22 protein-coding genes are annotated in these 22,268 nt (G+C 29.8%); 7 read left to right on the top strand and 15 right to left on the bottom strand.

The window, feature by feature from the left end; all coding sequences use genetic code 11:
* Positions 1 to 51: 51 nt before the first annotated feature.
* Genes FGQ49_RS01890 through hslO form a run of 3 tightly spaced genes read right to left on the bottom strand, consistent with a single transcriptional unit; the run spans position 52 to position 2,356 of the window.
* Positions 52 to 636, bottom strand: coding sequence for a hypothetical protein (locus FGQ49_RS01890; RefSeq protein WP_138268234.1), 585 nt, complete (start codon positions 634 to 636; stop codon positions 52 to 54).
* Between the two features lie 24 nt (positions 637 to 660).
* Positions 661 to 1,479, bottom strand: a complete 819-nt coding sequence (locus FGQ49_RS01885; protein WP_138268233.1) for a PHP domain-containing protein — start codon at positions 1,477 to 1,479, stop codon at positions 661 to 663.
* 1 nt (position 1,480) lies between these two features.
* Positions 1,481 to 2,356: an Hsp33 family molecular chaperone HslO gene (gene hslO / locus FGQ49_RS01880; protein WP_138268232.1), complete on the bottom strand. Its 876-nt coding sequence runs from the start codon at positions 2,354 to 2,356 to the stop codon at positions 1,481 to 1,483.
* Between the two features lie 161 nt (positions 2,357 to 2,517).
* On the opposite strand from hslO, the gene FGQ49_RS01875 reads away from it, so the two are divergent.
* Positions 2,518 to 3,513: a dipeptidase gene (locus FGQ49_RS01875; RefSeq protein WP_138268231.1), complete on the top strand. Its 996-nt coding sequence runs from the start codon at positions 2,518 to 2,520 to the stop codon at positions 3,511 to 3,513.
* A gap of 26 nt (positions 3,514 to 3,539) precedes the next feature.
* On the opposite strand, the gene FGQ49_RS01870 is transcribed toward FGQ49_RS01875, so the two are convergent.
* The 4 genes from FGQ49_RS01870 to ftsE form a co-directional block, all read right to left on the bottom strand.
* On the bottom strand, positions 3,540 to 4,781 hold the full coding sequence (locus tag FGQ49_RS01870) for a murein hydrolase activator EnvC family protein (RefSeq protein ID WP_138268230.1): 1,242 nt from the start codon (positions 4,779 to 4,781) through the stop codon (positions 3,540 to 3,542).
* 85 nt (positions 4,782 to 4,866) lie between these two features.
* Positions 4,867 to 6,027: a murein hydrolase activator EnvC family protein gene (locus FGQ49_RS01865; RefSeq protein WP_138268229.1), complete on the bottom strand. Its 1,161-nt coding sequence runs from the start codon at positions 6,025 to 6,027 to the stop codon at positions 4,867 to 4,869.
* A gap of 11 nt (positions 6,028 to 6,038) precedes the next feature.
* Positions 6,039 to 6,968, bottom strand: coding sequence for a permease-like cell division protein FtsX (gene ftsX / locus FGQ49_RS01860; protein WP_138268228.1), 930 nt, complete (start codon positions 6,966 to 6,968; stop codon positions 6,039 to 6,041).
* Positions 6,937 to 7,617, bottom strand: a complete 681-nt coding sequence (gene ftsE / locus FGQ49_RS01855; RefSeq protein WP_138268227.1) for a cell division ATP-binding protein FtsE — start codon at positions 7,615 to 7,617, stop codon at positions 6,937 to 6,939. Before ftsE ends, ftsX begins: the two co-directional genes overlap by 32 nt.
* Positions 7,618 to 7,935: 318 nt before the next feature.
* Between ftsE and FGQ49_RS01850 the strand changes: the two genes are divergently transcribed.
* Together FGQ49_RS01850 and FGQ49_RS01845 are read left to right on the top strand one after the other, a co-directional pair.
* Entirely contained in the window at positions 7,936 to 8,637 is a 702-nt protein-coding gene (locus FGQ49_RS01850) for a response regulator transcription factor (RefSeq protein WP_138268226.1), read from the top strand.
* The gene (locus tag FGQ49_RS01845; RefSeq protein ID WP_138268225.1) at positions 8,612 to 10,648 is read left to right on the top strand and encodes a sensor histidine kinase; all 2,037 of its coding nucleotides are present in this window, start codon (positions 8,612 to 8,614) and stop codon (positions 10,646 to 10,648) included. The genes FGQ49_RS01850 and FGQ49_RS01845 overlap by 26 nt, the downstream gene beginning before the upstream one ends.
* Positions 10,649 to 10,675: 27 nt before the next feature.
* On the opposite strand, the gene FGQ49_RS01840 is transcribed toward FGQ49_RS01845, so the two are convergent.
* The 6 genes from FGQ49_RS01840 to glmU all read right to left on the bottom strand — a co-directional run bounded on the left by FGQ49_RS01840 (position 10,676) and on the right by glmU (position 17,158).
* Entirely contained in the window at positions 10,676 to 12,280 is a 1,605-nt protein-coding gene (locus FGQ49_RS01840; RefSeq protein ID WP_138268224.1) for a CTP synthase, read from the bottom strand.
* Positions 12,281 to 12,290: 10 nt separating this feature from the next.
* Positions 12,291 to 12,962, bottom strand: coding sequence for a TVP38/TMEM64 family protein (locus FGQ49_RS01835; protein WP_138268223.1), 672 nt, complete (start codon positions 12,960 to 12,962; stop codon positions 12,291 to 12,293).
* Positions 12,962 to 13,897: a transketolase family protein gene (locus tag FGQ49_RS01830; RefSeq protein WP_138268222.1), complete on the bottom strand. Its 936-nt coding sequence runs from the start codon at positions 13,895 to 13,897 to the stop codon at positions 12,962 to 12,964. The genes FGQ49_RS01835 and FGQ49_RS01830 overlap by 1 nt, the downstream gene beginning before the upstream one ends.
* Positions 13,897 to 14,733, bottom strand: coding sequence for a transketolase (locus FGQ49_RS01825; protein WP_279222100.1), 837 nt, complete (start codon positions 14,731 to 14,733; stop codon positions 13,897 to 13,899). The genes FGQ49_RS01830 and FGQ49_RS01825 overlap by 1 nt, the downstream gene beginning before the upstream one ends.
* Positions 14,734 to 14,738: 5 nt before the next feature.
* Complete coding sequence (locus tag FGQ49_RS01820; protein ID WP_138268220.1) at positions 14,739 to 15,692, bottom strand: ribose-phosphate diphosphokinase; 954 nt, start codon at positions 15,690 to 15,692, stop codon at positions 14,739 to 14,741.
* Between the two features lie 104 nt (positions 15,693 to 15,796).
* Positions 15,797 to 17,158 (bottom strand): bifunctional UDP-N-acetylglucosamine diphosphorylase/glucosamine-1-phosphate N-acetyltransferase GlmU, encoded by a 1,362-nt coding sequence (glmU, locus tag FGQ49_RS01815; protein WP_138268219.1) that lies wholly within the window; start codon positions 17,156 to 17,158, stop codon positions 15,797 to 15,799.
* 113 nt (positions 17,159 to 17,271) lie between these two features.
* On the opposite strand from glmU, the gene FGQ49_RS01810 reads away from it, so the two are divergent.
* The 3 genes from FGQ49_RS01810 (at position 17,272) to FGQ49_RS01800 (ending at position 18,756) form a co-directional block, all read left to right on the top strand.
* Positions 17,272 to 17,763, top strand: a complete 492-nt coding sequence (locus tag FGQ49_RS01810; protein WP_138268218.1) for a peptidylprolyl isomerase — start codon at positions 17,272 to 17,274, stop codon at positions 17,761 to 17,763.
* Positions 17,764 to 17,794: 31 nt separating this feature from the next.
* Positions 17,795 to 18,484, top strand: coding sequence for a formate/nitrite transporter family protein (locus FGQ49_RS01805; protein ID WP_256476328.1), 690 nt, complete (start codon positions 17,795 to 17,797; stop codon positions 18,482 to 18,484).
* 101 nt (positions 18,485 to 18,585) lie between these two features.
* The gene (locus FGQ49_RS01800; protein WP_138268216.1) at positions 18,586 to 18,756 is read left to right on the top strand and encodes a YjzC family protein; all 171 of its coding nucleotides are present in this window, start codon (positions 18,586 to 18,588) and stop codon (positions 18,754 to 18,756) included.
* 136 nt (positions 18,757 to 18,892) lie between these two features.
* On the opposite strand, the gene prmC is transcribed toward FGQ49_RS01800, so the two are convergent.
* Positions 18,893 to 19,729: a peptide chain release factor N(5)-glutamine methyltransferase gene (gene prmC / locus FGQ49_RS01795; protein ID WP_138268215.1), complete on the bottom strand. Its 837-nt coding sequence runs from the start codon at positions 19,727 to 19,729 to the stop codon at positions 18,893 to 18,895.
* A gap of 1 nt (position 19,730) precedes the next feature.
* The gene (locus FGQ49_RS01790; protein WP_138268214.1) at positions 19,731 to 20,864 is read right to left on the bottom strand and encodes a THUMP domain-containing class I SAM-dependent RNA methyltransferase; all 1,134 of its coding nucleotides are present in this window, start codon (positions 20,862 to 20,864) and stop codon (positions 19,731 to 19,733) included.
* 184 nt (positions 20,865 to 21,048) lie between these two features.
* Between FGQ49_RS01790 and FGQ49_RS01785 the strand changes: the two genes are divergently transcribed.
* On the top strand, positions 21,049 to 22,263 hold the full coding sequence (locus tag FGQ49_RS01785) for a S41 family peptidase (RefSeq protein ID WP_138268213.1): 1,215 nt from the start codon (positions 21,049 to 21,051) through the stop codon (positions 22,261 to 22,263).
* The last annotated feature ends 5 nt before the right edge of the window (positions 22,264 to 22,268 follow it).

Below are 22,268 nucleotides of genomic sequence, written 5' to 3'. Positions count from 1 at the left end.
ATACTAAAAATAATATCATTAAAATAAATAAGAACTTTTTCATTGTTTTACCTAAAAGAAATATATATATCTTTCTTTACTTTCCAAAAACATTTCTTCATATTGTCCCATTATATTATTGGAGAAAAGTTCTATTGCATCAATTATTTCATCTGTATTTCTTAAAATTAAAGGAGTAGAAAGTGTATATTTTTTATTCACATAAATACCTGATACATCTAAAAATTCTATATTTTCAGGATTATTTACTTCAACATTTTCCTTTTTAATATTGTCAAGTTCATTTTTAATGGCTTTTGCAAGAATTATTGAAGCATCTTTAGGTGCTAATTTTTTTAATGTATATTCATTTGCTATGTCTTTAAATAATTCCTCAAAAATGGTTTCACATTCGTTTTTTGAATAATTAAAGTCGTTTAATTCTTCTTCCCATAATGTGTTTTTTAACCAAAGTCCTAAAAAGACTTCAACAGGCAATAAAGATTTATCTTTTTTTGCAATATATATATTTACTCCGCTGCCATATCCTTCATTTGATATATATGTTATTCTTTTTACTTTTAAATTTTTAGCTTTAATAAAAGCATTAATGATAAACTCCTTATTCTTATCTATGTTTCTTAATTCATTTAACATTATTTTTCTCCTTATTAAAATAAATTAAATATTATTATGGTAATTTATTATTTGATTTAAATATTTATCAGTAAGATACGCACTGGCAAGTTTATTTTTACCTTTCATTTTAAGACCGTGAAAATCACTACCTCCGCTTATTAGAAGGTTGTTTTTTATTGCTAAATCATAAAAAAACTGACGTTGTTTTTCAGAGTGTTTAGGATAGAATACTTCTATTCCTTCTATGCCATACTTTAGAATTTCTTCATAACTTTCCATATCTTTTATTAATCCAGGATGAGCTAAAAAGCTTATACCTCCGGCATTTTTAATTAAATTAACGGCTTCTTCTATGGTAAGTTTTTCGTTTCTAACAAAACAGGGAGAATCATCTCCTATATATTTTTCAAAAGCATCTGCAATATTTTTGACATAATGTTTTTCAAAAAGTTCTTTTGCTATATGAACTCTTCCAATGGCACTTTTAGGATTTTTTCTCTTTATTTCTTCATAATCTATATTTATTTTCTCAATTTCTTTCAGCTTTTCAACCATTCTTTTTGCTCTTGTTTTCCTTTTTTCTCTAAGAAATTTTAGTTTTTCGTTTAAAGCTTTATCTTCAGGATTAATATAGTATCCCAAAATATGCACGCTCTTATTGTCAAAGGTTGTGGAGAGTTCAATACCGTTTATTATGTTTATATCATATGAAGAAGGGATATTTTGTAAGGCTTTTGTAGTGTCATGGTCAGTGATTGCTATAGTTGTGATACCTCTTTTTTTGCACATTTTTATAAGCTCTTCTACAGTATGCATACCGTCTGACATTATTGTATGGACGTGTAAATCAGCTTTATTCATGTTAAGCCTCGTTTAATAAATTATTTAATTCTTCTTCTGATAAAGTATATTCCTTGCCGCAGAAATGACATTTTAAAGTTATTTTATGATCTGTTGCGATAATGTCTTCAAGTTCTTTTTTCCCAAGCGCTATTACAACTTTTTCTATTTTTTCTCTTGAACAGTTACAAAAATAAACAACATCTTGTTTGTCTGTTATTTCAATTTCTTCATCACTGAAAATTTCTTTAATAATGTCTTCGGGAGTTTTTCCTTCGCTTAAGAGTGTAGTCATATATTTTAAATGAGAAACTTTTTCTTCAAGATATTCAATATCTTCCTCTGTATTACCGGGAAGCAATTGCATTATAAGCCCTCCCGCGTGTATTATGTCAAATTTTTCTTTATCAACTAATACACCTAAAGATACAACACTTGGGGTTTGTTCACTCATTGCAAAATAGTAAGTGTAGTCCTGCGCAATTTCACCGCTTACAATATCTGTTTCTCCTACGTAAGGTTCTCTTAAACCTATATCTTTTATTACCCTTAAAGTCCCGTTACCAACGACTTTTTTTACATCTAACTTTCCAAGTTCATTTAAATATATATTTGTTTTTGGATTTATTATGTCGCATTTTACCTGTCCTTTGTTGTTTGCTGTGCAAGTAACTTTTCCAATTTCTCCGTCACAGTTTAAAATTGTAGTAACTATATCGTCATCATTTTTCATTGTATATCCGATTAAAGCCGTTGCCATTAAACTTCTTCCTGCACAGGCAGAAGCGTTAGGCATTGCCTCGTGTATTTGTCTCATTTTTTCTATTGTATCTTTTGCAGAAATAACAAAAAATCTTATTGGTCTATTTTTTAAATTTCCTCTTATCATGTAGTCCATATAATCACCTCGTTAGATTTAGTATACTATTTTTAATAATTTTTTTCAAATCATCTTGTGTTTTGATAATGTAATTATTTGTGTTTTATGTGAGATATAATGATATAATATATAAGCATATATTTCAATAAAAATATAATATATATTAAAAAGGTGGTTATATGAAGTTAATAGATTTGCATTGTGATACTTTTTCTAAAATGTATTATGAAAATATTTTAGATTTTGATAGTAATAATTTACATATTGATTTAAATAAACTTAAAAAGGCTGATTCTTTTATTCAGGTATTTGCATTATTTGATGAAAAAGAAAAATCTGATTATAAAATTGATAACTATAAAAAGTTAATAGATTTTTCTCATAGAATGATAAAAGATAATGAAGAAAAAATAAACTTTATAAAAGATATAAAACACATAAATGACAATAAGCAGAATATAATACTCTCAAATGAAGATATGGGTAGTGTAGATAATAGTTTTGATAATATTAAATATTATTATGAGTGTGGAATTAGAATGGCTGCTCTTACATGGAATTATGAAAACTGTATAGGTTATCCAAATACAATGGAGCAAAGCTTAGGGCTTAAAAGATTTGGCAGGGAAGCAGTAGAATATATGAACGAACTGGGTATGATTGTAGATGTATCTCACTTAAACGATGGAGGATTTTATGATGTATATGATATAAGCAAACATCCTTTTATAGCTTCTCATTCCTGTGCCAGAAGTTTATGCAATAATTCAAGGAATTTAACAGATGATATGATAAGAAAAATTGCAGATAAAGGGGGAGTAATAGGGATAAATTTTTATAGTTTATTTTTAAGGGATATAGATGAAGAAACTAAAAAAAGTTTATTTTCTCTTTTAAATAAAAAAGACTATGATGCTTTGGATAAATTAATGTCAACTTTTGAAAGCAAAAACGAAGATATTGTAAGACATATTGAATATATAAAAAATGTTGGAGGAAGCGATGTTATTGCTCTTGGAAGTGATTTTGACGGCATAAGCTGTAAACTTGAAATGAAAGATTGTTCAGGTGTTCCAATACTTATTCCTATTCTTGAAAAAAGAGGATTTAATATATACGAAATAGAAAAATTATTTTATAGGAATGCACTTAGAGTTTTTAACGATGTGTTATAAAAAAAAGAGGTTTTAAACCTCTTTTTTTATAACCAATTTCTTGGATTTTGAACTACTCCATTGGCATGAACTTCAAAATGACAATGAGGACCTGTTGCCCATCCTGTTGCACCTCCGTATGCAACAACTTGTCCTTTTTTTACTGTTTGCCCAACAGATACTGCGGCTCTTGAGTTATGAGCTAATAAAATAGTAACATGTTTTCCGTTTATTTTCCCGCAGTCAATAGATATTGCAATTCCATATCCATCGCCATAATCAGAAGCTCTTGTTATTTTTCCACTTGCGGGAGCAACTACTTTATCACCATAGCTTAAACCTATATCCATTCCTGAATGGTATTTTTCATATCCGAATATTGGATGAATTCTCCAGCCTTGTTCGCTTGTTACAGTGTAATTTCCTGGTGTAGGCCATAAAAGCTTGCTGCTTGAACTGCTTGAAGAACTTCCTGAACTGCTTGAACTTCCGCTTGAAGAACTTCCCGAAGAACTGGAACCATCATTTTTATTACTGTTTGTATTTTCTTCATAAACAGTATCTGTATCTGTTGCGCTGTCGGCAGATAATTGATTACTATAAGATTCCTGTTTTGCTTCAAGGTTTTCAATTTCTTTCTTTAAGCTGTTTATATCACCATTTACATTTTGTAAATCTGCATTTTTAGCAACTTTAACCAAGTTCATTGTTTGCTTGTTTTTTTCTAAATTAGAAACTAATGTGTCAAGTTCTTTTTTATCAGATGCAACTTGATTTGTCTTTGTATTTATTTCACTTTCAATCTTTTCAAGTTCAGAAATAATATTTTGGTCATAACTTACAAGAGATTGTATTGTTATGATTCTGCTTATTAAATCAGAAAAACTCGTTGAAGAAAATATTAATTCAAGATATCCGGTATTTCCGTACATGTACATTGTTTCCATTCTTTCAGAAAATAAATCTTGATATTTTACTTTCTTATCTTTTGCTTTTTTTAAGTCTTCTTGTAATGTTTTAAGCTCCTTTTCAAGACTTGTTTGTTTTTCTTCTTGTGCATTAATTGTTGTTGTAAGCTCGCTTATTGCAGTTTCATAATCACCAATTTCTGTTATCAAAATATTAGCGGTATCTTCTTTAGAATTTAGCGTTCTCTTTTTCTTGTCGATTTGTTCTTCAACTTCATCTAATTTTTCTTGTGTAGTTTTAGCACTTACATTATTTGGTAAAAATGTAACAGAAACTATTATTGATAAAATTAGTGCAAAAGAAATAAATTTTTTTAACATTTTTCCCCTCCGCTTTTAAAGGCGTTTTAAGGGGTAATGAATTTATTCAAAACCCCTTTTTATTTTTATTTTTATATTTATAATTTTAAATGTCTACGTAATTAAGTGGATCAACTGCATAACCGTTACAATATACGGCAAAATGTAAATGCGGTCCTGTCGAAATACCTGTACTTCCGCTATATGCAACTACTTGACCTCTTGAAACTTTTTGTCCTGTCGATACTGCCAAAGAACTGTTATGTGCAAGTAGAACTGTAATATGATCTCCTCCTATATTTCCGCAGTCTATTGATACTGCATAACCATATCCGCCGTTCCATCCTGAATATGTAACGACTCCATTTCCAGGTGATAATACAGGGGTTCCCGTACTTACTCCAATATCAACCGCGCCGTGATTTGTACTGGCACCTGCGGTAGGCTGATCTCTATATCCGAAATAACTGGTTATATAATAATTCCCCGGTGTTGGCCATCCGAGGGCCCCTTTTCCGGTTCCAGAGTTATAATTATTGTTTGATGATGAACCGCTTTGAGCAGCAATTTTATTGTCAAGTTCTGATTTCTTTTTTTCAAGTTTTGCAATTTCAGCATTTAAATCATCAATATCTCCATTGACATTTGTAAGTTCTGCATTTTTTGCAACCCTTAATGTATCTAAGCTTTCTTTATTTTCTGTTAAGTCAGCAATGACTTTTTCCAACTCTTCTTTGTTTTTTGCGATTTTTTCTGTTTTAGTATTTATTTCATTTTCAACTTCTTGAAGTTCTTTTACTATGCTTTGATCATAGCTTACAAGTGATTTCACTGTTGAAACTTTACTTATTAAATCAGAAAAACTTTTAGAAGAGAATATTAAATCAAGATAACCGGTATCTCCATACATATACATTACTTCCATTCTTTCTGAAAGTAAGTCTTGATACTCTTTTCTTTGTTCTTTCGCTTTTCTAAGCTCTTTTTGAGCTTTTTCAAGTTCTTTTTCTATATTTTCTTTATTTTTTTCTTGTTCATTAATTTTTTCTGTTAACTTAGCAATTTTTGTATCATAACTTTCAATTTGATTTTCTAAATCGCTGGCAGTATTTTCTTTTTCTTCCAATGAATCTTTTTTTGTATCAAGTTCATCTTCAACTTCATTTAGTTGTTGTTTTGTGGTTTTTGCATTTATTATATTTGGTGAAAATACCAAAGTAGTAATAAAAGCCATTACCAAAATTAAGGGAATTATCTTCTTTTTCATGTCTATCTCCTTTATACGTCTAAGAATTTTCTAATTGAAAAAGCGCTTCCTGCAGCTCCTATTATAATTCCATATACTATAAAAAGAATTGTAACTTCCCCCATAATAAATCCAGGAGGTGCTATGCTGCTTCCTATAGGAAGTCCCGTACCACCGCCTTGAATAAAACCTACCACATAATAATAAATATTTCTTATAATTAAAATTGATATACTTGAACCTAATAATCCAAGAATACTTCCTTCTATTAAGAATGGAAATCTTATGAACCAGTCTGTTGCACCAACGTATTTCATAACGGTAATGTCATTTCTTCTTGCATAAACGGTCAGTTTGATTGTGTTATAAATAATAAAAATACTTACAATACTTAAAACTATAAAAATAATTATGCATACTATACTTGCCATGTCGTTGAATTTAAGCAAATTATCAACAACTTCTTCGCCGTAAACAACATCTTTTACGCCTTCTATATTTTTTGAATATTCATACATATCTTTTAGTCTTGTAGAGTCTGTAACTTTTACTATATAAGATGCAGGTAATGGATTATTTTTGCCCTCATATCCATTTAACAGATATGATTTATCTCCAAAGTCTTGCTTGAAATTAGTTAGAGCATCATTTTTTGATTCATAAGTTACACTTTTGCAAAGTTTACTGCTTTCAAGCTGTGTTTTTATTTGACTTAATTGAGTATCATTTAAGTTGTCATTAAGATAAACTTTTATTTCAAGGTTATCTTCAATGCCTTGTGTCATATAATTTAAATTAAGTGCAAATACTAAAAATACACCGATTATTATAAGTGCGGCAACTACTGATAATATAGAAGCAACACTCATTAATGAATTTCTTTTTATATTTTGAAAGGAATCTCTTATAAAAACCTTTAAAGTTGATGGTTTAATGGCCGTATCCTCCTTTTCTGTCTCCAATTACTACTCCGTCTTTTAATGCTATAACTCTTCTTTGCATAGCATCAACGATAGTTTTATCATGTGTTGCAACAAGTAGAGTTGTACCTCTTTTATTAATATCATGAAGAAGTTTCATAATACCAATTGAGGTTTGTGGGTCTAAGTTCCCTGTAGGTTCATCACAAATAAGTATTTTAGGATTGTTTATAATACTTCTTGCAATTGCAACTCTTTGTTGCTCTCCACCTGATAATTGGTTGGGATATTTTCTAGCTTTATCTTTAAGTCCTACCATTCTAAGAACGTTTGGAACTCTTTTTTGTATTTTACTTTGTTTATGTTGCATAACTTCCATTGCAAAAGCTACATTTTCATAAACTGTTCTGTTTTCAAGAAGTCTGTAATCTTGGAATACAACTCCAACATGACGTCTTAAAAATGGAACTTGTTTGCTTTTAAGTTTATTTAAATCGTAACCTGCAACTGTAATTTCACCTGTTGTAGGTGCAATTTCTTTTAAAATTAACTTTATTAATGAAGATTTTCCTGCACCACTCTTACCTATAACAAAAATAAATTCGCCTTTGTCAATGTTGATATTAACATCTTTAAGAGCAGGGTTCTCTCCGCCTTCATATATCAACGATACGTCTTTTAAAGTAATCATGTTTACTCCTGTCTTGTTTTTTTTGAATACCAAAAATACACATCTAATTTTTAAAGAAGTTTTATTAGACGTTTATTAAAATATTATAGCATAATTTGTTACATTATCAATTAAATTGTCGAATTTTAATAATTTTACAATGGTAATATATACCATAAATAATTCAAATTGAAATAAAGCTGAAAAGTAAAAAAAATTAAAGTGAATTAAAATTGAACTTAAAATTATAAAATATTAATAAAATATTAATATTTTTCCATAATTAATATTAAAAATTTTGTTTTATAATCTTATTAAGATTTTATTAGGAGATAGAAAATGGACAGATATAATATTTTAGTTGTAGATGACGATAAAGAAATTGTAAAAGCAATAAATATATATCTTTCAAATGAAGGTTATAACATATTTGAAGCATATGATGGGTATTCTGCTTTGGAAATAGTAAAGAACGAAGAAATTCATTTGATTGTATTGGATATAATGATGCCAAAATTAGACGGAATATCAACACTAACAAAATTAAGAAAAGAAAAAAATGTTCCAGTTATTTTTCTTTCCGCAAAGTCAGAGGATACTGACAAGATAATAGGACTAAATATAGGTGCCGATGATTATGTTACAAAACCTTTTAATCCATTGGAGCTTATTGCAAGAGTTAAATCATTAATAAGAAGATATACGGTTTTAGGTAATATGACAAAAGCTGAAACGAGCAATATTTTAACTACGGGAGGTTTAAGTTTAAATACAGAAACAGCGCAGGTTTTTATTGATGGGGAAGAGGTTAAACTTACCAGTACAGAATATAAAATTTTAAAATTACTTATGAATAGACCTAATAAAGTTTTCTCAATCGAAGAAATTTATGAAAGCGTATGGGGTGAAATTTCTTATATGACAGATAATACCGTTGCGGTTCATATTAGACATATAAGAGAAAAAATAGAAATAGACCCTAAAAATCCAAAATATTTAAAGGTGGTGTGGGGAATTGGATATAAAATTGAAAAATATTAGAAAAGATAAAACATTATTTAGCCAGGTTTCTATATGTTTAATAATGTTTTTATCAGTGTTGATAATGATAAATTCTTTTGCTGATATAATTAGTAATCGTTCCTATGAGGTAGTAAATTCAAATGGATATTTGAATTCTTCCGAATATGCATCTCAGCTTGATAATCTTCATGCAAATTTAAATAACAGTATTTATTATCAGTATTATCAAGTATATGTTGATAATTCCGTAAAAGATAAAAATGCTGAAATAAAAAAATTATCCACGACCCTAAGGTCTTCAATAAAACTTAACACAATTGAAAACTACGGGGCAGAGGTTTTATATTTTATTGTTGATAATAATAACGGAGAAATTTATACAAATACTACTTTAGCATCACTTGAAACCTTTGAAAGTAATTATAAGAAAAAGGGATATACTTTCATAAATACTACCAATAATGCAACAGATGTTTATATAAATAATGTCCAAAAGTATATAAGTGTATCATATAATCTTTCAAATAATTTTGATATGAATAATGCAGATAATTATTTTCTAAGAGATGTTGTAAAACCTCCTACCGTTTATGTTGCCATAAGCCATGATTTTAGTGAAGACGGATACTTTGGTTCAAGTTTAAACGATTATAGAAAAAATGCCTATATGAACATATCTAACTTTATTTTCTTTTTGATACTTTCAATTGTTTTATTTAAAGTTATAAAAGATAAATTTGGGTTAAAGGAAACTTTTGAAGTTTTAGGTAATTTATTTAATGATATATTTATTGAAATAAGAATATTAATTTTACTTTTTGTTTTAATGAATATAAATGCTTTTGAATTTAAAATAGTACTTATTATTTTTGCAATTCTTACACTTTGTGCTGTTAAATATGATTATACAAATATTATATCTTGTAGTTTATATAAATATATAACAAGTTCATATAAAACAACTAGGGTTAGAGCAAATTTCAGTAAAAAAGTACGTTCAAAAATGATAGGTTCTATAACACGATGTGTTATATCGGGAGGACTATCTTTTATAATATTAATTTTGCTTATTGCAGGAATGGGATATTATAGCGATTTAATGACAGGATTTTTCTTTGCCTGTTTAATATATTTATTATATTCCATTGTTAAGTTATATGTTTATTCTATAAAAAGCGTTAGAGATATAGATGAAGTTTATTATTATATAAAAAGCCTAGGGGATGGAAGTTTGTATAGTGATATACATTTGAATGATGAGAGTTATTATAAAGAAATTGAATATAGTTTAAATAGTCTTAAAGATCATATTAAAACTACTGTTGAGGAACAAGTTAAAAGCGAAAAAATGAAAAGTGAACTTGTTACAAATGTTTCTCATGATTTAAAAACTCCTTTAACATCTATAATAAACTATGTGGACTTAATGAAAAGAGAGGATATTAAGCCTGATAAAGCAAAAGAATATTTAGAAATTTTGGATAGTAAATCTCAAAAATTAAAAAAACTGGTAGAAGATATTTTTGAAATATCAAAAGCTTCCAGCGGAAACATTAAATTAAACAATAGTGATATAAATTTAAAAAGCATAATAAACCAAAGTATTGGAGAATTTAGTGATAAAATCGAAGAAAATGGATTAACAGTTAAAGTTGATTTTGAAGATGACTTTGTTGTTAATGCAGATGGTGAAAAACTTGGAAGAATTCTTGAAAATTTAATTCAAAATGCAGTTAAATATTCTCTAACAGGATCAAGAATATATATAGATCTTAAAAGGGAAGAGGATAAACCTTGTATAATCATAAGTAATGTTTCAAATTATGAAATGAATTTTACGAGTGAAGAGATTTTAACAAGGTTTGCAAGAGCCGATAAAGCCAGAGATTTGGAAGGATTTGGACTTGGTTTATCAATCGTACAGAGCTTTACAGATTTAATGAATATTGATTTTTCTATATCCATTGATAAAGATTTATTTAAAGCAAAATTAGTATTTAATGATGAAAATATGAAAAAGACCGTTTAATGTTATATTAAACGGTCTTTGATTTTATTACTTTACACTATTGTTTAGTGCATGTTTGACAAATTCTCTGAATAAAGGATGAGGTCTGTTAGGTCTGCTTTTAAATTCAGGATGAGCTTGTGTTGCTACATACCAAGGATGATCTTTAAGTTCTACCATTTCAACTAATAGTCTGTTTGGTGATTGACCGGAAATAATCATTCCTGCTTCTTCCAATCTGTCTTTATATTCGTTATTTACTTCATATCTATGACGGTGTCTTTCTGAGATATGTTCTTCTCCATATGCTTCATAAGCTTTTGTACCTTCTTTTAAATCACAAGGATAAGAGCCAAGTCTCATTGTGCCGCCTTTTTTATCAACATCTTTTTGTTCAGGCATTAAATCTATTACAGGATTTTTTGTGTTTTCATCAAATTCTGAGCTTGTTGCATCTTTTATGCCAAGAACGTTTCTTGCAAATTCAATAACAGCAACTTGCATTCCTAGACAAAGTCCAAGGAAAGGTACTTTGTTTTCTCTTGCATATTTACATGCAAGCATTTTGCCTTCAATTCCTCTTGTTCCAAATCCACCGGGAACAATAATTCCGTTTGCATCTTTAAGTATATCATTAACGTTTGATTCATTAATTTCTTCTGAATCTATCCAGTCTATTTCAACTTCTGTCCCATTTTCTATTCCGCCATGATATAAAGCTTCCGCAACAGATAAATAAGCATCTCTTAAGCTTACGTATTTACCTACAAGAGCAATTTTAACTTTCTTGTTCATTGATTTAACTTTATCTACTACTTTTTCCCATTCACTTAAATCAAGCTCTTTCGCTGGAATATTTAAGCATTTTATGACGTAATCTGCAAGACCTTCATCTTCAAGTGACATTGGTACTTCGTATAAAGTTTCAGCATCATAGTTAGGAATAACAGCTTCTTTTGGAACATCGCAGAATAAAGCAATTTTTTCTTTGATTGATTCGCTTACAGGAAGTTCGCTTCTTGGAACAATGATATTTGGTTGAATACCTATGCTTCTAAGTTCTTTTACAGAATGTTGTGTAGGTTTTGTTTTAAGCTCCATTGCTTTTCCAAGATATGGAAGAAGAGTAACATGAATATATAATACTCTTCCCGGGCAATCACTTTTCATTTGTCTGATTGCTTCAAGGAAAGGCTGGCTTTCTATATCTCCAACCGTACCGCCGATTTCACTAATAACAACATCAGCACCTGATTCTTCTCCTGCTGCTTTAATAAAATCTTTAATTTCGTTTGTAATATGAGGTATAACTTGTACTGTTCCACCAAGGAAATCTCCTTTTCTTTCTTTAGAGATTATTGACCAGTATATTTTACCTGTAGTAATATTACTCTTATTTGAACAATTAATGTCTATAAATCTTTCATAATGTCCAAGGTCTAAGTCAGTTTCGGCACCATCTTCTGTTACAAATACTTCCCCATGTTGGAAAGGAGACATTGTACCAGGGTCAAAGTTTAGATATGGGTCAAGTTTTTGAATAAAAACATTAATTCCCCTTGCTTTTAAAAGTCTACCTAAGCTTGCTGCTGTGATGCCTTTTCCTAGTGATGAAACTACTCCACCTGTTACAAAAATATAATACGGTTGCATACTTTACTCCTTACTCATCTTTTATATCATCTTTTATTATTTTGTTTCTAAAAAAATATATTATAAATAATATAATACCATAAACAATACTTATTGCAACTAACAATTTATAATCTTTTCCCATTATTCCTGCACCAAGAAAAGTTGGGAAAATTATTCCCGGAGTTCTTCCTAAAAATAAAAAAATAAGAAACTCTTTATATGTTAAATTACTGCTTCCGGCAATTAAACATAAAGCATCGTCTGGGAAAAAGGGTAATAAAAATGCAATAAATAATGTAAGTTTACCTTTTTTACCGGACACTATTTCTAAGTAGTGATCATAGGTTTCTTGTTTTACAAACTTTAACGCAACTTTTTCACTAAAATGTTTTCCAAGCATAAACATTACAATGCTACCCAAATAAATGGCACTTGAATTAAGCAAAAAGCTGTTAACATGACCAAACAAACCTCCTCCCACCACTCCAAGAACATTTCCCGGAATGAAGGCCATAATAACCTGTAAAAACTGCAAACTAAAAAAAACAAAAGGTGCCCATATGCCAAAGCCGGAAATGAACTCCTTTAGTTTTGTAGGGTCGGTAAAGAAACCGTACCCTACTTTGTCTATAACGAATATACATAAAGCGATAATAATCAAAGTTATTATGGATACTTTAGTAATCCGTTTTTTGTCCATTATTTTCTACCAACAGCTTTTTTAGCAGCTTCGATAATATCTGGAGTATCAATGTGGTATTTAGCAAGTAATGCATCTGGTGTACCACTTTCTCCAAATGTATCTTTTACTGCAACGTATTCCATAGGAACTGGGCATTCGTTACTTAAAGCTTGAGAAACAACGCTTCCAAGACCACCATAGATAGAGTGTTCTTCACATGTTACGATAGCACCTGTTTCTTTAGCAGCTTTGATTACAGCATCTTTATCAAGAGGTTTGATAGTAGCCATATTGATTACTCTTGCGTTGATTCCTTCTTTAGCAAGTTCATCAGCAGCTTCTAATGCTTTTTGAACCATGATACCGCAAGCGATTAATGTAACATCGTTACCTTCTTTAATTGTTGCAGCTTTACCAATTTCAAATTTATAGTCATCGCCGAATACTACTGGAGTAGCAGCTCTTGCAAATCTCATGAATACAGGTCCGTCAATTTCAACAGCAGCTTTTACAACTTGTTTAGCTTCTGTATCATCAGCTGGAACGATAACTGTCATGTTTGGAAGAGCATTCATTAAAGCGATATCTTCTAACATTTGGTGAGTAGCACCGTCTTCACCAACTGTTAAACCAGCATGAGTTAAAGCAAGTTTAACATTTAATTTTGGATAACATACAGCGTTTCTTACAGCATCATAAGCTCTACCTGTACCGAATACGGCAAATGTAGAAACGAATGGGATTTTTCCTGCAAGAGATAAACCTGCAGCTAAGCAAACCATATCTGTTTCAGCAATACCAGCATTAAAATGTCTTTCTGGGAAAGCTTTTTTGAATACGCCTGATTTTGTTGCACCTGCTAAGTCAGCATCTAATACAACGATATTAGGATTTTCTTTACCAAGTTCTGTTACAGCGTTTCCGTAAGATTCTCTTGTAGCAATTTTACTCATTATTTCCAACCTCCTAATTCTTCAATAGCTTGTTTAGCTTGTTCTTCACTAGGAGCTTTTCCATGCCAACCAACTTGGTTTTCCATGAATGAAACACCTTTACCTTTTACTGTTTTACAAACAATTACGCTAGGTTTTCCTTTACAAGCTTTAGCTTTTTCGTTTGCTTCTCTAAGTTGATCAAAATCATGACCGTCTTCTACATTGATTACATTGAAACCAAATGCAGCAAATTTTTCATCAATTGGATATGGAGACATAACATCTGTTATAGGTCCATCAATTTGTAAGTTGTTGTTGTCTACATATAAGATTAAGTTATCTAATTTGTAGTGGCTTGCAGCCATAGCAGCTTCCCAAATTGAACCTTCTTGGATTTCACCATCACCACATAAGCAGTAAACTGTTGAATCTTTTCCGTCAATTTTGTTACCAAGAGCAAGACCAACAGCAACAGGGAAACCTAAACCTAAAGAACCTGCAGTCATATCAACGCCTGGACATTTATGAATAGCTGGATGTCCTTGAAGTCTTGTGTTGATTTTTCTAAATGTTTTAAGTTCATCTCTTTCGATGATTCCTTTTTCTGCAAGAGCAGCATATAAAACAGGTGATGCATGTCCTTTACTTAAAATAAATTTGTCTCTGTTTGGATCATCAAGATTATCTTTATTGATGTTCATAGCTTCAAAATAAAGATATGTAACGATATCAGCACTTGATAAAGATCCGCCTGGATGTCCACTTTGTGCAGCGGCTACTTCTGTAATAATGCCAACTCTGACATTACTAGCAATTGTTTTTAAATCCATAATTTTTATTTCCTTTCGTTTTATATTTTTTATGAAAAAATTGAACTGATAGATTTACCTGTATGTATAATCTTAATTGCTTTTGCTAACAGCGGTGCAACAGATAATACGGTAATCTTGTCAATTTTCTTATCAGATGTTAATGGGATAGTATTTGTTGCTATTAATTTGTCAATAGCAGAATTTTCAATCCTTTCCACAGCTGGTCCTGATAAAACAGGATGTGTACAAGCACAAATTATTCTGTCTGCTCCAAGTTGTTCTAAAGCATTTGCAGCTCCAACTATAGTTCCTCCCGTATCTATCATATCATCAATCATTATAACTTTTTTGCCTCTTACTTCACCGATAACATTCATTACTTCCGCAACATTGTCTTTAGGTCTTCTTTTATCGATGATTGCCAAAGGTACGTTTAAATCTTCAGCTAATTTTCTTGAACGTTTTACGCTTCCTGCATCAGGTGATACAACGACTACATTTTCCATTGATTCATTTTGAGATTGAATGTAATTTGCAATGATTGGTCTGCCGAATAACCTATCAAAAGGTATATTAAAGAATCCTTGAATTTGATCAGCATGTAAATCAATTGATATTACTCTGTCTGCTCCTGCTGTTGTAAGCATATCTGCAACAAGTCTTGCGGTAATAGGAACTCTTCCTTTTTCCTTTCTGTCTTGTCTTGCATAAGCATAGTATGGCATAACAACAGTTATTCTTCCTGCCGAAGCTCTTTTTAATGCATCAATGATAATTAATAATTCCATTAAATTATCGTTAACCGGCGAACAAACCGATTGAATAACAAAAACGTCCCTTCCCCTTACAGATTCATTAATTGTAACATTAATTTCTCCGTCAGAGAATTTTCCGATTTTTGCTGAACATAGAGGTAATGCTAAATTGTCTGCTATTTCTTGTGCTAAAGCCTTATTTGAATTACCTGCAAGTAAACAAATGTCTGAAAAAGATTCTATCATTTTCTACTCCCCATAAATTATATTTATTTAAAATAGTTTTAAACTATTTATAAACACATTATAACAAAATTTTATATGTTTTTAAATTGTAAATCTAAAATTTATTATTTTTTATAATCTTTTTTTATAGTCTGTCTGCTTCTTGCAATGGCAAGAGAGTTCTTTTCCACATCATCTGTTAAGGTAGAACCTGCAGCTATATATACATTGTCTTCTATTGTTATAGGAGCAACAAGATTTACATTACATCCTACAAAACAGTTGTTTCCTACTTTTGTTTTATACTTGTTTTTACCGTCATAATTTACAAATACGACACCGCATCCTACGTTAGTGTTTTCTCCGATTTCACCATCTCCAACATATGTTAAATGGCTTACTTTTGTGCCATTTCCGATTGTTGAGTTTTTAACTTCAACAAAGTTGCCAAGTCTTGTACCGTCTTTTATATCGGCATTTGGTCTTAAATGTACATAAGGACCTATTTGGTTTTGGTTACTTACCTTTGCATCTGTTATTACGCAGTTATCTATTTTATTTTCGTCTCCAATACAGCTGTTTTCTATTCTTGAAGCATATATTTCGTTTCTTTCACCGATGATACTTCCTTTTTTAATTATTGTATTTGGATAAATTACTGTATCAACACCGATTTTAACGTTTCTGTCAATGTAAGTTGCTTTTGGATTTATAATTGTAACCCCTTCAAGCATATGTTGTTTATTTATTTCTTCTCTTAAAAGTTCCTCACATTTTGAAAGCTCATATCTGTTGTTTGCTGCTTCAACTATACTGCTTTCTTTTGCGGCAAATGCATCAACGTTATAACCGTTGTTTTTGAATATTTCAATCATATCTGTAATGTAATATTCTTTTTGAGCATTGTTTGTTGAAAGTTCATCCAAATGTTTTAATAGTTTTTCTACATCAAAAATGTAAGTACCTGAATTAACTTCCTTTATATTTGCTTGTTCTTCATTTGCATCTTTTAGTTCTACGATTTTTTCAAGTCTATCGTCTTTTCTAACTATTCTTCCATAGCTTTTTGCATCATCTAATATTGCAGTTAGAACGCAAAGATCCAAGCTGTTTTCATCTGTATAATTTATAAAATCATTTATTACGTTTTTATTGATTAAAGGAGCATCTCCGCAAAGAACAAGGATTTTACCTTTCTTGTTTTTTAGAAAGTCTTTTGCCATCATTACTGCATGACCTGTTCCAAGTTGTTCTTCTTGAAGATAATAACTGTATTTTTCTCCAGTAACTTCTTTAACCATATCGGCTTTGTATCCTACTACTACACCTATATCGTCAATATTTGCTTCTTCAACGTTTAAAATTACGTGTTTAAGTAAAGTTTCACCGCATATTTCATGTAAAACTTTTGGTTTTTCTGATTTCATTCTTGTGCCTAATCCTCCTGCAAGGATTAAAGCAGATACATTATTATTTTTCTTTTCCATATAATCACCCAACCAACATTATAATAAAGAAGTTGAAAAAAGTACACAAAAATTTTAAATTTGTTTTATTTATTTAATATATATGGTAAAATACTCCTTACAAAAAGAAAGGAATGGTTATTATGACAAAAGCTAAAATAGAAATGGAAAACGGCGGAGTAATGGTTGTTGAATTATATGAAAATATTGCTCCTATAACATGTGAAAATTTTATTAATTTGGTAAAAGATGGATTTTATAACGGATTAATCTTTCATAGAGTAATAGAAGGTTTTATGATTCAAGGAGGATGTCCAAACGGTAATGGAATGGGTGGCCCTGGGCATACAATTAAAGGTGAATTTGCTTCAAACGGAGTTGAAAATAATTTAAAACATGAAAGAGGCGTTATATCTATGGCAAGAAGCATGGATAAAAACTCTGCAGGAAGTCAGTTCTTTATAATGCACCAAAATGCACCTCACTTAGATGGTGAATATGCTGCTTTTGGTAAACTTACTGAAGGTTTTGATGTTCTTGATGAAATTGCAAAAACTCCTACAGATTATATGGATAAACCTCTTGAAGAAAGAAAAATAAAGAAAATAGAAATAATAGAAGAATAATTAACAAAGTTCAGTGATATTTCACTGAACTTTGTTTTGCAAAAATAAAGAGGTAAAAATGAGTAAAAGTAGATTAGTTGTATTTATATATGCAGTTTTAGCAGGAATTATGATAGGAATTGGTGGATGTGCTTATTTATCTATGGAAAACCATGTAATAGGTGCGTTTCTCTTTTCCGTTGGACTTTTTAGTGTTTGTACTTTTGAGCTTAACTTATTTACTGGAAAAGTTTTGTATTTATTTGAAAATGATAAAAAGTATGCTTTTAATTTAATAATTGTTTGGATTGGCAATTTTATTGGAGCATTTTTGCTTGCTAATATGATTAAACTTACAAGATTTTTTAATACTCCTGGCTCAACTGTCAATCTTTATGAGAGTGCCGTAAATCTTTGTAATACAAAGTTAAGCGGGAATTTGCTTAGCTTATTTATTCTTGCAATACTTTGTAATATTCTTATTTACATAGCAGTTGACGGTTATAAAAGCAATAAAACGGAAATAGGTAAATATTTAGGGCTTATATTTGGAGTTATGGGTTTTATACTATGTGGCTTTGAACATAGTATTGCCGATATGTTCTATTTTTCTGTTGCCGGAATATGGAATGTTAATACTTTTATTTCAATTTTAGTAATAACTTTGGGTAATAGTATTGGCGGACTTATTTTTCCCGTTTGTAAAATAATAAAAGAAAAAAGTGAAAGGAAGATATCTTAAGGATATCTTTTTTTTTGTAAATTTTAACATCATATTTTTTGAATAATTAACAAAAATTGATGAAAAATAATATCGAGAATAAATTATGAAAGGAAAAGATTATGAGTAATTTATATAAACCCGGTACTGATGATTTACCTGCAGGTGAATACAGAGAAGTAGAAAAAGACGGTTCTTATATTGAAAATGGAAGAATAGTCAATATAGAACAAGGGGATAGACTTCCACCGACAGGCAAAAAAGGCAGACGTTGGATGAAAGAAGAAAACTAATAATGTGTTTGTTTTATTATTTATATTTTTCTGAAAAGAATAAGATTAAAAATATCACTATAAATTTAAGAAAGTTTTTTATTAATATAAGTGTTATGTTTTGTGATATTTTAAAAAGACAGCATTTAGCTGTCTTTTATTTTTTTGCAATTATTGTTCTGTCAAAACCTGCAAGATCTTTGATTATTTCTATTTCTTTGAATTGTTTTTTTTCTAAAAGTGTTTTTACATCTTCACCTTGGTCGTAACCTATTTCAAAAATAATGTAGGAATTATCTTTTAAAAATTTATCTGCATCATTTATTATTTTTTTATAAAAGTAAAGCCCGTCATTTCCTCCATCCAAAGCTAAAATCGGTTCGTATTTTTTTACGTCATCTTCAAGGGTTTTAATAACATCGCTTTTGATGTAAGGTGGATTTGAAATTATAATATCGAATTTTCCTTTTACATTTTCATATAAGTCGCTTTTTATAAAATTAACTTTATTTTCTACATTATTATATTTAATATTTTTGTTGGCAACTTCAATTGCTTTTTCATTTATATCTACGCCTAAAATATTTACATTACTTAAATATTTTGCTATGGATATGCTTATGCATCCGCTTCCAACACCAATTTCTAAAATATCAAGTTTTTTATCTTTAAAATTATTTATAACATATTCTGTTATAATTTCTGTTTCTGGACGAGGTATTAAAGTTTGATTATTTACAAAAAATTCAAGTCCCATGAATTCCTTTACTCCTGTAATATAGCTGAAAGGAACATGTTTACATCTTTTGTTAACCAGTTCTTTATATTTTTTTAGCTCATCGTCATTTAAAGATTTATCTAAATTTGTAATAAAGTATATATCATCTTTTTTTAGTAGAAATTTTAAAAGATATTTTGCTTCGTTTAGTGAACCTGGAATATTATTTTCTTCAAGTTTTTTACTTGCTTTCATAAGAGCTTCTTTTATTATCATTTTACTTATTTCCTTTATTTGGATAATATTGATATAGGTAACAAAGCATGTTGCCGTTAAACAGTTTTCTGTTTTTATCCGCTTTTTTCCCAAAGTGCTTTTGGAAAAGAGGATGTGCGCAAAGTACAAATAATTTCCAATCTTCCAAGTTTTCATATACTTTGCCAAAATCTTTATATAATTTTATTACTTCTTTTTCTTCTCCGATTCTTTCGGCATAAGGAGGATTTACAATCATTGTTCCGTTTTTCTTCTTTGATCTGAATTCTCTCATATCCATTTTTTGAAATGCCACGGCATCATCAACACCTGCTTTTTTTGCATTTTCATTTGCTACTTTTATTGCTTTGTAATCTATGTCGTTCCCAAGTAGCCTTATAGGAGCAGGTACAATATTTTCTTTTGCCTGTAATTTAATTAGATCAAATTCTTTTTTATTAAAGTCTTTCCAGTTTTCAAAGGCAAAATGTCTGTTAAGTCCCGGAGCAATGTTTTTTGCTTTCATTGCTGCTTCTATTATTATTGTTCCGCTTCCGCACATTATATCGCTAAATGGTCGGTCTCCTCTATATCCGCTTAGTTCTATTATTCCGCTTGCCAATGTTTCTTTTAAAGGAGCTTTTAGTGCGTTTTCTCTGTATCCTCTTTTATGAAGACCTTCTCCGGAAGTATTTAAAAATAAACTTACTTTATCTTTTTTTATGTTTACGATTATTTGATAATATGCTCCTTCTTCGCTTAGTCTTTTTGTATGATATTTATTTTTCAGTCTTTCTACTATTGCTTTTTTTATTATTTTTTGTATGTCTCTTTTTGAATAAAGTTTTGATTTTACCGTTGTTATTTTTGTAGGATTAAATCCTGCATTTTTATCAAAAATGTTTTCCCAAGGGTAATCTTTTGTTTTGTCAAAAAGTTCATCAAAAGAAAAAGCATCAAAGCTTGTAAGGAAAATAAGAACTCTGTCGGCACATCTAAGATGAAGATTTGCTTTCATCATGTCATTGCGGTTTCCTTTAAAATATATTTTCCCATCTTCAACTTTATCTATATCATATCCTAAATCTATAATTTCTCTTTTTAATGCTCTTTCAAGCCCAAAAGTGCATGTAGCAACTATATTTAATTTATCCATTTGAAATTTCCTTTTTTATAAATTATCAAAATAAAGTGTATCAGAAAAAAATAAATTTTTAAAGTGATAAAATGATTATTGTATATTTCAAAAATTAAAAATCAGGTTTTTATTTTTAAATGTTGATATTAAAAAAGTGATGACATATAATATAGTAGTTAAATAGACATAAAGGAAAGTAAATATGGAAAACAAAAAAAATAAAGGTAAAATTATTGTAATAGCCGTTGTTATGAGTTTGCTTATTATAACAAACCTTCTAACATTTCTTGTAACGGCATCATGTAATATGGCAATTGGTAATAAAGTGCTTATAAACACTCCAAGTTCTAAAAGTGCAAAAAATATCACAAAGTTGATTGCACTGGAAGAATTAATACAGGAAGATTATTATAAAGAATTAGACGAACAAGATTTATGGGATTATGCATTTAAAGGTCTTGCAAAGGGTACAGGAGACTTGTATACAAATTATTATACTGAAGAAGAGTTTGAAGAATATACTTCGGAGCTTGATAGTGAGTTTTACGGTATCGGGGTACAAATAATGAACAATGAAGACGGTGCAGTCTTGGTTGATTCCGTATTCCAAGGTTCTCCTGCCGAAGAAGCCGGAATGAAAGCCGGAGATATTATTATAAAAATTGATGACTTTGATTCATCAAACGTAAGTGTATCAGAAGCCTCAAACAAACTAAGAGGGAAAAAGGGAACAAAAGTAGATGTTGTTGTTTTAAGAAATAATAAAGAAGTAAAAATGACAATAACAAGAGATAAAGTTAAAGCAACATACGTTAGCGGAAAAATGATTGATAATATGGGATATATTAGAATCAGCGAATTCTCAAGTGATGTTGCAAAGGACTTTAGAACTTATTATGACAAATTTACAAGTGAAAATATGAAAGGTCTTATTATTGATTTAAGGGATAACCCGGGGGGCCTTGTAAATGAAGCTACTGATATAGCTAATATTTTACTTAAAAAAGATATGACAATTATATCTACGACAAATAAATCTGGGGAAACTCAAACGGAAAAGGATACTACTGACGAATATGCAAAAGTTCCTGTTGTAGTTTTAGTAAACGGAAATTCTGCATCTGCTTCAGAAATATTATCTTGTTCTTTACAGGATAATGAAATGGCTACGATTATAGGTGAAAAATCTTATGGAAAAGGAATTATCCAAGAAGTAAAACCTCTTAATGACGGTTCTGGAATTACAGTAACAATAGACGAATATTTAAGCCCAAAAGGACATCAAATTCATAAAAAAGGTATCACACCTTACGTTACAGTTAAAGCTAATAGCGACAAAGCAATAAGTAAATTAACGCTTGACGAAGATAATCAGTTACAAAAAGCGTTATCATATTTAAAACAACAAATAAAATAATAAAA

This window comes from Anaerofustis stercorihominis (assembly GCF_005844425.1).
Taxonomy (GTDB): domain Bacteria; phylum Bacillota; class Clostridia; order Eubacteriales; family Anaerofustaceae; genus Anaerofustis; species Anaerofustis butyriciformans.
This window is presented reverse-complemented; position numbering and strand designations above follow the sequence as displayed.